Below are 13,098 nucleotides of genomic sequence, written 5' to 3'. Positions count from 1 at the left end.
CTTACAGCAGGTCGGTTAGGAGCTGGGCGATCTTCGCGACCAGCAGGACGACGCCTTCCTTCCCGGGAGTGGTCGGGGAGCAGGTGCGGGCGGTCCCGGTGACCCCCGCGATCGGCTTCGGGACGTCGGCGCACTCTTGGGACCACTCCCTCAGCACCGCGTCGAACCGCCCGGTGCCCGGCACGGCGGTGACGTACAGCTGCTGCAGTTGCCTGCCGCCCACCCGGGACGGGTAGTCGCAGCGGAAGACGGGGGCCCGCCAGGTCCGGTCGGGTTCCGCTTCCTCGGCCCACGCGTCGAGCGCGGCCCCCATCGCCGCGCTGACCTCGGTCACCCCGAGGAACGGGCACGCCGAGACGACCTTGTCCGGAGACTGCGGCGGCGGTGGCTGCGGCGTGGTCGGCGGCTGTGAGCCCGGCCCGTTGCCCAGCGCCGGAGCGTCGGACGACGAAACCGTCTTCGGCGTCGGCGAAATCGTCGAACTGGTGGTGCTCACGACCGGTTCCGGCGTCGGTGTCGAACAAGCCGTCAGCAGCGCCAGCGCACCGGCCGATACCAGAATTCCCCCTCGAATCCCCATTTCGGCAGGATAGCCCGACTTCCGGCGGTTCCGGCGGCGAAAGCACTGCGATAGACCGGGACCATGTCGAAATGGGCCGGGTTCGCCGCAGCGCTGCTGATCGCCGCCGGGATCGCCACACCCGCGTACGCCGACGAGCCCGCGACGGCCGTCACCGAGGTCCAGGTGACCGGGCCGGTCGCGCAGCGGTTCAACCTCGTCGTCCTCGGCGACGGGTACACCGCGGCCGAGCAGCCGAAGTTCTTCGCCGACGTCGAGCGGCACATGGAGACGCTCTGGTCGCTCGAGCCGTTCAAGTCCTACCGCAGCTACTTCAACGTCTACGCCGTCTCGATCGCCTCACCCGAGTCCGGTGTGGACTGTGACCCCGGCCTGGACGCGCCGCAGCGGAACACCCCGCTGAACATGGGGTTCTGGGGTGGCTGCAACGCCCAAAGCGTCCAGCGGCTGCTGACCGTCGACGACGACGCCGCCCAGCGGTACGCCGATCTCGTGCCCGGCACCACCCGCGCGAACCGCCAGATCCTCGCGCTGGGCAACAGCGAAACCTACGGCGGCGCGGGCGGCACGTACGCGACGGCGTCCGGCGGCAACGCCCTGTCCGCGCTGATCTCGCCGCACGAGCTGGGCCATTCGCTCGGCGGTCTCGACGACGAGTACGACTACTACGCCCGCAACGTCCCGGGCGGCGCCTACGAAGGCGGCGAGCCCGATTCGATCCACCACACCCTGCTCACCGAGCGGCAGATGCGTGACCAGCACGCGAAGTGGTACCGCTGGCTCGGCGAGCCCAGCGAGTCCGGCGGCACGATCGGGCGCTACGAAGGCGGGCTGTACACCCAGACCGGCGTCTGGCGGCCCAGCGCGCACTCGATGATGAAGACCCTCGGTTACGCCTACGACCAGGTCGGCCGTGAACGCATGACCCAGCGGATCTCCGCGAAGGTCCCGCTCCTGGGCGACGGCACCCCGGCCGGCACGATCGGCGCCGACCGCGTCGTGTGGATCCGCACGATGCACCCGGTCGACCACCGCCTCGACGTCGCCTGGACCCTGGACGGCCGGCCCCTGCGCGGCACTGACGCGCTCGACCTGCGGCAGGCCCACGTGAAGCCGGGGAAGCACACGCTGGCGGTGAAGGTGACCGACCCGACGCCGTTCGTCCGCGACCCGGCGGCCCGGCCGACGGCGACCCGCACGTGGACCGTCGACACGTCGGTGACCACGCCGCGTTCAAGCGCCCCCGCGGTCGTGGGCTCGACCCCGACCGCGCAGCCGGTCGGCGGCCACGACGTCGTCTACGTCGAAACGGGCGAGCCGACCGGCTCGATCCCGGCGGTGTCGTGGCGGCTGGACGGCCGCCCGGCCGGGAGCGGCCCGGACTTCGCGCTGCACGCGGCATCCGGCGCCCACACCCTGACGGCGACGACCGGTGGCACGACCCTGACCTGGACGGTGGACGCGTCCGGCCCGACGACGACGGCCGAGCTGCCGCCCGGGCACGTGTACCACGGTTCGTTCACGATGCGCCTGACGCCGTCCGACGGACTGCCGGAGTTCCGCGTGGACGGCGACGGCTGGCACAAGTACTACGGCTGGCCGACGGACCCGAACGCGCCGTACCTGTTCACCCCGACCGGCACGGAGATCGACGGCCTGGCGTACGGCAACCTCGGTTCGGGCGGCCTGACGGTGTCGCCGTTCGCCCAGCGCACCCCGGGCTACGGCCGCCACCGCATCGAATACCGCTCCATCGACGCGGCGGGCAACGTCGGCCCGACCCGTTCGGTGACGGTGACGCTGCTGCCGTGAGCCGGTCTGTCCACAGGCGTTGCCGATTGTGGACAGCTCGGCTCGTTGGCTGCCTGCCGGCCGGTTTTGCCGGCACCCACCGATAGACTGGACTGGGGACGCCCCCCGGAGAGGGTGGGGGCTGGTCTGCGTGGCCGGTGGTGGGCAGTGGCCCCGAGAGTCCCGAGTGGAGGGGCAACAACCGCATGAAGGACGACGGCGCATTCCGCGCCAAGCTGCTGGCTTCCGTGGAAGCCGGGCTGGGCGTGCTCGAGATCAGGCCGCTCCTCGTCGAGCAGCTCGAGCAAGGCGTGCACCGCGAGGACCTCTACCAGGAGCTGCTCGACACGATCCACGCCTTGCGCGCCGAGGGCCGGGAGGCCGACGAGGACGCCGTGGCGGATGTGGCCGATCTGTTCTCGGAGTGGGTGCCGGCGGAATACCGCCTCTAGGGCAGGCATGAGCTGATCGATGAGCAGTGGCAGGTGTTGAGCCGTTGCTGCCGACATCGGGAACAAAGGGCTATTCCAGCCGGGCCATCCGCTCCTACCTGCGCCGCACCATCGTCGAACGCTGCTTCAACCGCCTCAAGCAGTTCCGCGCCACTCGGTTCGACAAGACCGCTCTCTCCTACCGAGGGATGACCACGCCGCTCATCTGGCTTTGACGACAGGCCCTAGGCCGTCAGCGCGGCCGGCCCGGCACCCCCGGCCGCGTCTGCCACGGGTGCGGTCCGTCGAGCGGCCGGTACTCCACACCGAGCGCGTCCAGCCGCGGCAGGTGGTGGTCCCGCAGCCGCGGCAGGAACTCCTCGTAGTCGCGCGATCCGCTGCTCCACGCCACCTCCGCGAACGCCGACAGCCGCGGGAAGGCCATGTAGTCCACCCGCCGGACGCTGTCCAGGTGCTCGCTCCACACCTGCGCCTGCACACCCCGCAGCCGGGGGCCGCTCAGCGCCGGCTCGTACGCATAGACGTCCTCCAGCGTGTGGACCATGCCGACCGGGATCGGCTCGTCCGGGTGCGCGGACTGGCGGTGGTCCAGGTACACGTGCTGTTCCGGGCACATCACGACGTCGTGGCCCGCCGAAGCCGCCTGCTGGCCGGCGGTCTCGTTCTGCCAGGAGCCGATCACCATCGGGGGGAGGCCGCCGATGTCGAGGACCTCGTCCCAGCCCATCGGCGTGCGGCCGCGGGACACCAGGTGCTCGGCCAGCTGCCGGACGAACTTGCGGTGCTCGTCGGTCGCGCCCGGCGTCTCGTCGCCGCCCAGCGCGATCACCTGCGACGGGAAGATCTCCAGCAGGTGGTCGAACACCGTGCGGAAGAAGTCCAAAGTGGACTCCGAAGGGTCCAAAAGGGACGTGCTGATGCCCCAGGCGGTCCAGATCTCGTACGAATCAGCGGTCCCCAGCGACGGGTAGGCCGCCAGCGCCGCGCGCGCGTGACCCGGGATGTCGATCTCCGGCACCACCGTGATGGCCCGGGACGCCGCGTAGGCGACGATCTCCCGCAGGTCGTCGCCGGTGTAGAAACCGCCGTGCGGCCGGCCATCCTGCTCACCCCCGCTGCCGACCATCGACGACGGCCGCCAGCCACCGACGGACGTCAGTCGTGGATACGAAGGGACCTCGAAGCGCCAGCCCTGGTCGTCGGTCAGGTGCAGGTTCAGCACGTTCAGCTTGTGCGCGGCCAGCAGGTCGATGAACCGCAGCACCTCGGCCTTGGTCCGGAAGTGCCGGGCGACGTCGAGCAGGCAGCCGCGCCAGCCGAACCGCGGGTGGTCCTCGACCACGCCGCACGGCAGGGAAAGCTCACCGAGGACCACCGAGCGGAACGCGGAAGGACCGGCCAGCTGCCGCAACGTCTGCCGCCCGTAGAACTCCCCGGCCGCGTCACCACAGGACAGCACCACACCGGACGGCGAGATCTCCAGCCGGTAGCCCTCTGCCGGCAGCGAACCGGCTCGAACGTCCACAGTGGACGGCCACGGGCACGAACCCTCAGCGGGGGTAACCGAAACCGGGCGGGGGAGCAGTGTGTCGAAAGACATGTCAGCCCTTCACGGCGCCGGCCATGCCGGACACCAGCCGTCGTTGGACGAGGACGAAGAACACCAGCACCGGGATGGTCATCAGGGTGGACGACGCCATCACCGCGCCCCAGTCGGTGTCCTCCGGCTTGAAGAACACCAGGATCGCCTGCGGCAGCGTCTGGTTCTCGGTCTTGGAGATGATGAACGTCTTGGCGAACAGGAAGTCGTTCCAGGCGTGGATGAACGCCAGCACGCTCACCGCCACGAGACCGGGCGCGACCAGCGGGAACAGGATCTGCCAGGTGAACCGCATCCGGGACGCGCCGTCGATCTTCGCCGCCTCTTCGAGCTCCACCGGCACCGCGGCGACGAACCCGCGCAGCATCCAGATCGCGAACGGCAGGCTGAACACCAGGTGCACCAGCACCAGCGAACCCAGCTCGTTGAGCCCGAACGCCGGTGCCACGCCGCCGATCTGGCGCATCAGGAAGAACAACGGGATGGTCAGCGCCTCCACCGGCACCATCTGCGCCACCAGGATCATCACCAGCAGCACGGTCCGGCCCTTGAACGAGAAGCGCGTCAGCGCGACCGCCGAGAGGAACGACAGCAGCAGCGACAACACCACGACGACCAGCGCCACCACCAGGCTGTTCACGAAGAACCGCCCGAAGCCGGACACCGTGAGCACGCGGGTGAAGCTGTCGAACGACGGGCTGAACGTCCACGGTTTCGGGTTCGCCGACTGGATCTCGCCCGGCGGCTTGAACGCCGAGAGCAGCATCCAGTACAGCGGGAACGCGACCAGCCCGGCGATCACCACCGTGACGACCTCGGCGATCAGCCGTCCGGGACGGCGGACGGTCAAAGCCATGCGGCGCTCCGGCGCTGCGAACGGACGTAGAGCCCGGTGACGGACAGCAGCAACAGCGTCATGACGACTCCGATCGCCGAGCCGAGGCCGTATTCCTGCCCGGCGAAAGCCTGTTGGTAGGCGTAGACGTTGAGGACCAGGTTGCGCCCGGCCACCCCGCCGCCGTTGGTCATCACGTAGATCTGGGTGAACACCTTGAAGTCCCAGATGATCGACTGGACGGTCGCGATCATCAGCAGGGGCCGCACCATCGGCAGCACGATCGTCCACGTCGAACGCCAGGCCGACGCGCCGTCGAGCGACGCGGCTTCGAGCACCTCCTCCGGGATGCCCTTGATCCCCGCGTACATCGTCACCAGGACGAACGGGAACGAGCACCAGATCACCTCGGCGGCGACCAGTCCGAACGCGCCGATCGTGCCGAAGGTCCACGAATGGTGCTCGAACGGCAGCCCGACGCCCGAGAGCACCTCGTTGACCAGGCCGAAGTCGGTGTCGAAGAGGAACAGCCAGACGTAGGAGCCGGCGATCGCCGGAGTCGACCAGGCGCCGAGCGCGGCGAGGAACAGCAACGTCCGGGGGAGCGAGCGGACCCGGCTGGCCAGGACCGCGAGACCGGTGCCGACCAGCAGGCTGCCGACGACGCAGGCCGCGGCGAACCCGACCGTCTTGCCGAGCACGGTCCAGAACTCCGCCTGCGCGAGCAGATCGGCGTAGTTCGCGAAGCCGAGGAACACCAGCGGCGCGTTGCCCGCGGCCTGCGGCTGGCCGTAGTCGTAGAACGAGATCAGGACGAGCTCGTAGATCGGGTACACGAGCAGCGCGGCGAGCAGGACGCCCGCGGGCAGCAGGTAGAGCACCGCGGCCCGGCCGTCCCGCCGCCTCCGTCTCGGCGCTTTCGCGGGCGCCGAGACGGGACGGACTTGCTGGGCCACCACTACCCGAAGGCCTTGTCCATCGCGGCGGCGGCGTCGGTCAGCGCGGCGGCCGGGTCCTTGCCGCCGGTGGCGATCTGCTGGACGGCGGTCGGCAGCACGTTCTGGCTGTCGATCTTGGACCACGCGGGCGTCGCCGGGACGAACTTCGTGCCCGCCTTGAGGGTGTCGACGAACGGCTTGAGGAACGGGTCGTTCGCGGCGAGCTTCTGCTGGACGGAACCGAGCGTCGGCAGGTTGCCCATCGCCGTGTACATCTTCTCCTGGTACTTCGCGCCGCCGAGCAGCTCGATGAACTCCAGCGCCAGGCCGCGGCGCTTGCTCGCGTTGAACACGCCGAGCAGGTTGCCGCCCGCAAACGCCGGGGCGACGCTGCCCGCCGTGGTGCCCGGGATCGGCACGACGGCGTACTTGCCCTTCACCGCGCCCTGGTCGACGGCCTTGCGGTTGAAGTCGCCGCCGATGGTCATCCCGGCCTTGCCGCCCGCGAACGCCGTGACGCTCTGCGTGCCGGTCAGGTTCGCGCACTGCGCGGGCGGGCAGACGTCGTCCTTGATCAGGTTCGCGTACTGGGTGACGCCGGCCTTGGCCTGCTCACCGGTCACCGCCGACTTCCACTTGCCGTCGCTCTCCTGCGCCAGCTCGCCGCCGTTGGCCCAGAGGAACGGCAGCATCGCATAGGTGTACTTGCCGCCGACGGAGATGCCGTAGAGGTCCGGCTTGGCCGCGCGGATCTTGCGGGCGTCGTCGGTCAGCTCGGCGAGCGTCGTCGGCGGCTTCAGGCCCAGCTCGGTGAAGACGTCGGTGCGGTAGTACAACGCGCGGATGCCGGTGTACCAGGGCAGGCCGTAGGTCTTGCCGCCGGCCTTCGCCGTGTCGACGACGGTCGGGATGAGGTCCTTGCCCTCGCTCCACGACGCGAGGTCGCCGGTCAGGTCGGCGAGCGCGCCGGTGGCGGCGTAGCTGGAGACGTCGGTGTTGCCGAACTCGGCGGCGTCCGGTGCGCTGGCCGGGTCGGTGAAGGCCCCGGAGAACTTGTCGGCGCGGCCCTCGACCGGCACCCACTGGACGTCGACCTCGACGCCCTGGTGCGCCGCCTTGAACTCGGCGATCGCGTCCTTGACCGCGGCCTCCTTCGGCGCGCGGTTGGCCTCGTCGAACAGCCAGACGCGGACGGTGCCGGTCTTCTCGTCCCCGCCGTTGCCCGCGGGCGCGGACTGCGTGGGCGCGCAACCGGCCAGCAGGGCCAGTCCCGCGACGAGGGGGAGGGGGAGGGTGCGGCGCAGTCTCATGGGAGTCCTCCAGTAGGGAGGTCGTGAGTGCGTAACAGTGTTAGAACACTGTTACGCACTCACGACCGGTGCTCAGGCGAAGTAGACGGAGTTGACGCTGCCGACGGTCAGGCTCGAGGCGACCGCGCCGGGCAGGCCGGTCGCCGGGTCGCGGGGCAGCGAGGTTACGGTGCCGGAACGCTGGTTCGAGACGTAGAACCAGCCCTCCGCCGGGTCGAGGGCCACGTGCCGCGGCCAGTTCCCGCCGGTGGCCACGCTGGACACCAGCTTGAGCGTCGAGCCACCGTTCGAAATGGCGAACGTGGCCAGCGTGTTCGGCCCGCGGACGGTGGCGTAGGCGAACTTCCCGTCCTTCGACAGCGCGATCTCCCCGGGGAACAGGTCGCCGGTGCTGCCGCTCGGCACCGCCGGGACGACGGAAAGCGCCTTCAGCGTGCCGGTGGCCGCGTCCCAGCTCGCCACCGTCAGCTCCGGGCGCAGCTCCTGCAGGATGTAGGCGAACTTCCCGGTCCGGTCGAACGCGAGGTGCCGCGGCCCGGCACCCGTGGGCAGCTTCAGCTGCTGGTGCAGCGCGAGCTTCCCGGTGGCGACGTCGAGCGTGTAGACGTACACCGAGTCGGCGCCGAGGTCGACCGAGAGCACCCAGCGTCCGGTCGGGTCGTTGACGACCTGGTGCGCGTTGGGCGCGCGGTCGGTTCCCTGGTGCTGCGCGAGATCCGTGGCCGCGCCGAGCTTCCCGCCGGCCAGGATCGGCAGCACGACGACGCTGCCGGTGCCGTAGTTGGCCGCCAGCACGTACTTCCCGCTCGAGTGCACGCTCAGGTGCGTCGGCGCGCTGCCCTTCGACGAGATCTTGTTGAGCAGCTTGGGGTTCGTGACATCGGAGATGTCCAGCGCCGAGACGAACCCGTTCGGGTCGCCTTCGTTGGTGACGTACAGGGTCCTGCCGTCGGCACTGCGGTCGAACCACGACGTGTCGCTGATCCCCGGCACCGTGCGCACCGGGGTCAGCTTGGCGCCGGAGCGGCTCGTGACGTCGAGGCCGTGGCCGTTGGCCCCGGTGGTGTAACTGCCGACGTACACGGTCGCTCCCGCGGTGCAGGCCTTCGCAGTGGTTGCCGCCGAGGCGAACTGCGCACCCAGAACGGTGGCGGCGCTCGCGCCCGCAGCGGCACCGAGGAACGAGCGACGGGAAAGTCCGGTCATCGTCATTGTCTCCCAACGGGTTCGGGCGGCGGCTTCCCTCCAGTATGGTCTAGACCACGGCCATGAGCAATGCCGAAACCGCGAAACCCGAGACGGAGAGCACGGTTTCCAGCGCCGTCCAGGACTTGATGGTCTGCGGGACGGTGATGTTGAAGTACCGCTGGACGATCCAGAACCCGCCGTCGTTGACGTGCGAGGCGATGATCGACCCGGCCGAGATGGCCATCACGAGCAGCGCCAGCTGGATCTGCGAATACCCGAGCTGGGCCACGGCCGGGCCGAGGATGGTCGACGTCGTCACGATCGCCACGGTCGCCGAGCCCTGCGCGATCCGCATGCCGCAGCTGATGACGTACGCCGCGATGATCACCGGCAGCCCGGCGTCGTGCAGCGAGTCGGCCACGGCCTTGCCGATCCCGGTCGCCGAGAGCACCCCGCCGAAGAACGCGCCCGCGCCGACGACCAGCAGGATCATCGCGACCGGCCGCAGCGACTTCGCGGCCAGCTCGTTGAGGTCCTTGCCGGTGAACCCGCGCCGCAGCCCGAGCAGCCAGGACGCGAGCAGCACGGCGACGGTCAGCGCCACGGCCGGCGTGCCGATGAACGCGGCGACCCCGGCGAGCGCGGACCCCTTCGGCAGCCAGATGCTGCCGAACGTGCCGGCCAGGATCAGCACCAGCGGCACCGCGATGATCGAGCCGACCAGCGCCAGCGACGGCGGGTTCGCGTCGTTTTCGGCCTCTTCCTCGGCGAAGATCATGTCCTCGGGCACGCCGACGTCGATGCGCTTGCCGATCCAGGTCGCGTAGAGCACACCGCCGACGAGGAACGCCGGGATGCCGCAGGCGAGGCCCATCAGGATGATCCAGCCCAGCTCGACGTGCAGCAGGCCGGCCGCGGCCACCGGGCCGGGGTGCGGCGGCAGGAACGCGTGCGTGATCGAAAGCCCGGCCAGCAGCGGCATCGCGTAGAGCACGAGCGACCGGCCGCCCTGGCGCGCGGCGACGTAGACGAGCGGCGCGAGCACGAAGATGCCGATGTCGAAGAACACCGGGATGCCGAAGATGAACCCGGCGAGGCCCATCGCCAGCGGCGCGCGCTTCTCACCGAACGAGCGCAGCAGCGCCCCGGTGAGCACCTTGGCGCCACCGGAGCGTTCCAGGATCGAACCGAGGATCGTGCCCAGCCCGATGATCGCCGTGATGTGCCCGAGGATGCTGCCGAACCCCTTTTCCAGCAAGGAGTCCGCCGACTTCTGGGCGCTGCCGACGATCGCGCCGACGGGCAGGCCGGCGGCGAGCGCGGTCAGCAGCCCGACGACGATCAGGGCGATGAACGGTTCCAGCTTGAGCTTGATGATCAGGACCAGCAGGACGGCGATCGAGACGGCGGCGAGCGTCAGCAGCCCGCCGGTGGTGTGCTGCAGCCAGTGGATCATCGGGTTCTCCCGGGATTGCGCAGGGATCGGCCGGCGAGGGCGCCGGTGGGACGGCCGTCGTCGAGGGCGGCGACGCCGTTGACGAACACGTGCGTGATGCCCGCGGCGGGCTGCCGCGGGTCGTCGAAGGTGGCGGTGTCGGTGACCGCTTCCGGGTCGAACAGCACCAGGTCCGCGGCGTACCCGGCGCGGACGAGCCCGCGGTCGGTCAGCCGCAGCCGCCGCGCGGCCCGCCCGGTGAGGTGGGCGACGCACTCGGCGAGGTCCAGGACGCCCAGTTCACGGACGTACCGGGCCAGGTAGCGGGGGAACGTGCCCCAGGCACGCGGGTGCGGGCGGGCGCCGACGAGGAGCCCGTCGCTGCCGCCGGTGTGCGTCCGGTGGCGCATGATCGCCTGGACGTTCTCCTCGTGCCCGACGTGCATCAGGCAGGACGTGCCGAGGCGTTCGTCCAGCAGGGTGTCGAAGTACAGTGCCGCCGGTTCGCTGCCCGCGGCGCGCGCCGAACCGGCGACACTGTGGCCCACCAGGTGGTTGTTGCGGTCGTTGCGGACACCGTTGATCTCGATGGCGTCCCAGTCGATCGGCACGCCGTGCGCACCGTCCGAACCGGACTCCTCGATCTCCACGCGGATCCGTTCCCGGGTGTCCACATCGGACAGCCGGGCGAGGGTGGCGTCGAGCCCGCCTTCGGTGGCCCAGCTGGGAAGCAGCGCCGAGAGGTAGGTCGCGCCCGGCAGGTACGGGTAGGTGTCGAGGGTGACGTCGCAGCCGTCGTCGAGCGCCTCGTCCAGGAGCTGGAGCAGGTCGGGCGCTTTTCCTTTGTTCACCGAGAAGTTCATCGTCGCGTGCGCCAGGTGCAGCGGGCAGCCGGAGCGCCGGGAGACGTCGATCATCTCGGCGAACGCCTCGAGCGCGCCCTTGCCGTAGCTGCGGTGGTGCGGGCTGTAGAACCCGCCGCCCTCGCCGACCACGCGGCACAGCTCGACCAGCTCGGCGGTGTCCGCGTACATCCCCGGGGTGTAGGTGAGGCCCGACGACATCCCCATCGCGCCCTCGGCCAGGCCGGTCGCGACGAGTTCCTTCATCCGCGTCAGCTCGGCGTCGGTGGCCGGGCGGTCGTCGAAGCCGACGGCGAGCATCCGGACCGTGCCCTGCGGCACCAGGTACGCAGCGTTGACGGCGATGCCCTGGTCCAGGCGGTCGAGGTACTCGCCGACCGAGCGCCAGTTCCAGTCGAAGCCCGCCGGGTCGTCGTTCCAGCCCGCGAGCTGCTGGCGCAGCGCGTCGAGGACGGCGTCGTCGACCGGGGCGTAGGACAGCCCGTCCTGGCCGAGCACCTCGGTGGTGACGCCCTGGGTGATCTTGGCCGGGTGGTCCGGGTTGGCCAGCAGCTGCAGGTCGGAGTGCGAGTGCATGTCGATGAACCCGGGCGCGAGCACCAGGCCGTCGGCGTCGATGTTCCGGTTCCCGGCCAGCGAGCCGGCTTCGGCGACGCTGGCGATCCGCTCGCCGGTGATGCCGACGTCGTGCCTGGTCAGGGCGTCGCCGGTGCCGTCGGCGACCAGCGCGCCGCGGAGGACGACGTCCATCAGAACCACGTCCGGACGAGGTCGACGACGGTTTCGCCGTCGGCGGCCGTCACCGGCAGCAGCGGCCACTTGTCGAACACCGTGCACGGGTGCGAGAGGCCGAGCCCGATCCAGTCGCCGACCTCCACCGGCGAGCCCGCCGGCAGCGTGAGGAAGGCGTGCTGGTCGTTCATCTTCGCGATGACGTGGTTTTCGAGCGGTTCGGCGGGGCCGCGCGGGGTGCGGCGCAGCTGCGGTTCCGGCATGCCTTCGTCGAAGGACGCGTCGCGCTTGCCGATGGTCAGGAGCGCGAGGGTGTCCGACGGCTTCGACGTCACCTGTGCCCAGGCGTGCAGGGCCGGGCGGAACGACTCGACGCCGTCGATGCGCGGGTGCTCGCCGAGCGGGGAGATTTCGCGGTAGAAGCCGTCGTCGTGGGTGATGTAGGCGCCGCTGCGGAGCACCGGGAGCACGTCCAGGCCGTCCGGCCACGGCTTGGTGAGCTCGTTGGCGACCTGGTCGAAGTAGGCGCTGCCACCCGCGGTGACGATGATCTGCCCTTCGAGGAGTCCCTTGTCCGCGAAGGTGATCGCGAGGTCGCGGAGACCGTCCACATAGGAGCTGATCTTCGCGAGCGCGGCGTCGTCGGTGTCGTGGGAGAGCGCGCCCTCGTAACCGCCGGTGCCGCGCAGCCGCAGCGCCGGGCTGGCGTGGACCGCCTCCGCGACGGCCAGCGCGGTCGCCGTGTCGCGGACGCCGGTGCGGCCGCCGTTGGCCCCCAGCTCGAGGAGGACGTCCACCGGCCGGCTCGTGCCTTCGAGCGCTTCGGTCATCAGCTCGACACCGCGGACGGAGTCGACCCAGCAGACGAACTCGAACGCGGGGTCGGCCTCGAGTTCTTCCGCCAGCCAGCGCAGGCCGCTCGGGTCGAGGAGCTGGTTGGCCAGCAGGATCCGCGAGACGCCGAACGCCCGGTAGATCCGCAGGTGACCGGCGTTGGCGCAGGTGATGCCCCAGGCGCCGTGCTCGATCTGGCGGGCGAACAGCTGCGGGGCCATCGTCGTCTTGCCGTGCGGGGCGAGCACGACACCGCGGGCGGCGCACCAGGCGGCCATCGTCCGCAGGTTGTGCTCGAGAGCCTCTTCGTCCAGCACGACGAAGGGCGCGAAGAACCCGTCGGTGAACAGGTTGAGCCGCCGCTGCGCGGCCTCGCCCAGGGTGAGCCCGGTCAGGGCGGGCGCGGCCGAGCGGAACCGCCAGTCGATCCGCTCCTGGCGGAGGGTGTCGAGTGCGGCGGTGTCGATCGAGCAAGGGGCGGGGGTGTTCATCGGCGGCGACCCCGGGTGCGGATTTTTCCACGACTGTTGCGCCTTTTGA

General features: G+C 70.5%; 11 protein-coding genes and 1 pseudogene. 3 read left to right on the top strand and 9 right to left on the bottom strand.

What is annotated here, in order from left to right; genetic code table 11:
- Position 1: 1 nt before the first annotated feature.
- The gene (locus tag VA596_RS27880; protein WP_323331141.1) at positions 2–496 is read right to left on the bottom strand and encodes a hypothetical protein; all 495 of its coding nucleotides are present in this window, start codon (positions 494–496) and stop codon (positions 2–4) included.
- A 147-nt stretch (positions 497–643) separates the two neighbouring features.
- Here VA596_RS27880 and VA596_RS27875 point away from each other — a divergent pair, with 147 nt between their 5' ends.
- The 3 genes and pseudogenes from VA596_RS27875 to VA596_RS27865 form a co-directional block, all read left to right on the top strand.
- Entirely contained in the window at positions 644–2,392 is a 1,749-nt protein-coding gene (locus VA596_RS27875) for a M64 family metallopeptidase (protein WP_323331140.1), read from the top strand.
- Between the two features lie 185 nt (positions 2,393–2,577).
- On the top strand, positions 2,578–2,823 hold the full coding sequence (locus tag VA596_RS27870; RefSeq protein ID WP_323331139.1) for a hypothetical protein: 246 nt from the start codon (positions 2,578–2,580) through the stop codon (positions 2,821–2,823).
- Between the two features lie 95 nt (positions 2,824–2,918).
- A pseudogene (locus tag VA596_RS27865) lies at positions 2,919–3,038 on the top strand (IS5/IS1182 family transposase); the annotation flags it as partial.
- Between the two features lie 17 nt (positions 3,039–3,055).
- On the opposite strand, the gene VA596_RS27860 reads toward VA596_RS27865, so the two are convergent.
- The 8 genes from VA596_RS27860 to VA596_RS27825 all read right to left on the bottom strand — a co-directional run bounded on the left by VA596_RS27860 (position 3,056) and on the right by VA596_RS27825 (position 13,049).
- Complete coding sequence (locus VA596_RS27860; RefSeq protein ID WP_323331138.1) at positions 3,056–4,423, bottom strand: beta-N-acetylhexosaminidase; 1,368 nt, start codon at positions 4,421–4,423, stop codon at positions 3,056–3,058.
- Position 4,424: 1 nt separating this feature from the next.
- Positions 4,425–5,279 carry a carbohydrate ABC transporter permease gene (locus VA596_RS27855; protein WP_323331137.1) on the bottom strand — a complete coding sequence of 285 codons (855 nt, stop codon included), beginning with the start codon at positions 5,277–5,279 and terminating at the stop codon, positions 4,425–4,427.
- Entirely contained in the window at positions 5,270–6,217 is a 948-nt protein-coding gene (locus tag VA596_RS27850; protein WP_323331136.1) for a carbohydrate ABC transporter permease, read from the bottom strand. Before VA596_RS27850 ends, VA596_RS27855 begins: the two co-directional genes overlap by 10 nt.
- The gene (locus tag VA596_RS27845; protein WP_323331135.1) at positions 6,217–7,506 is read right to left on the bottom strand and encodes an extracellular solute-binding protein; all 1,290 of its coding nucleotides are present in this window, start codon (positions 7,504–7,506) and stop codon (positions 6,217–6,219) included. Before VA596_RS27845 ends, VA596_RS27850 begins: the two co-directional genes overlap by 1 nt.
- A 72-nt stretch (positions 7,507–7,578) precedes the next feature.
- The gene (locus VA596_RS27840; RefSeq protein WP_458364018.1) at positions 7,579–8,718 is read right to left on the bottom strand and encodes a lactonase family protein; all 1,140 of its coding nucleotides are present in this window, start codon (positions 8,716–8,718) and stop codon (positions 7,579–7,581) included.
- Positions 8,719–8,761: 43 nt separating this feature from the next.
- Positions 8,762–10,150 carry a GntP family permease gene (locus tag VA596_RS27835; RefSeq protein ID WP_323331133.1) on the bottom strand — a complete coding sequence of 463 codons (1,389 nt, stop codon included), beginning with the start codon at positions 10,148–10,150 and terminating at the stop codon, positions 8,762–8,764.
- Positions 10,147–11,742: an N-acyl-D-amino-acid deacylase family protein gene (locus tag VA596_RS27830; protein WP_323331132.1), complete on the bottom strand. Its 1,596-nt coding sequence runs from the start codon at positions 11,740–11,742 to the stop codon at positions 10,147–10,149. The genes VA596_RS27835 and VA596_RS27830 overlap by 4 nt, the downstream gene beginning before the upstream one ends.
- A complete protein-coding gene (locus VA596_RS27825; RefSeq protein ID WP_323331131.1) occupies positions 11,742–13,049 on the bottom strand; it encodes an amino acid deaminase in 1,308 nt (435 codons plus the stop codon). Before VA596_RS27825 ends, VA596_RS27830 begins: the two co-directional genes overlap by 1 nt.
- Between the last annotated feature and the right edge of the window lie 49 nt (positions 13,050–13,098).

It is taken from the genome of Amycolatopsis heterodermiae (genome assembly GCF_034929455.1).
Taxonomy (GTDB): Bacteria; Actinomycetota; Actinomycetes; order Mycobacteriales; family Pseudonocardiaceae; genus Amycolatopsis; species Amycolatopsis heterodermiae.
The sequence above is the reverse complement of the archived record's forward strand: the minus strand, read 5'-3'. Positions and strand labels throughout refer to the sequence as shown.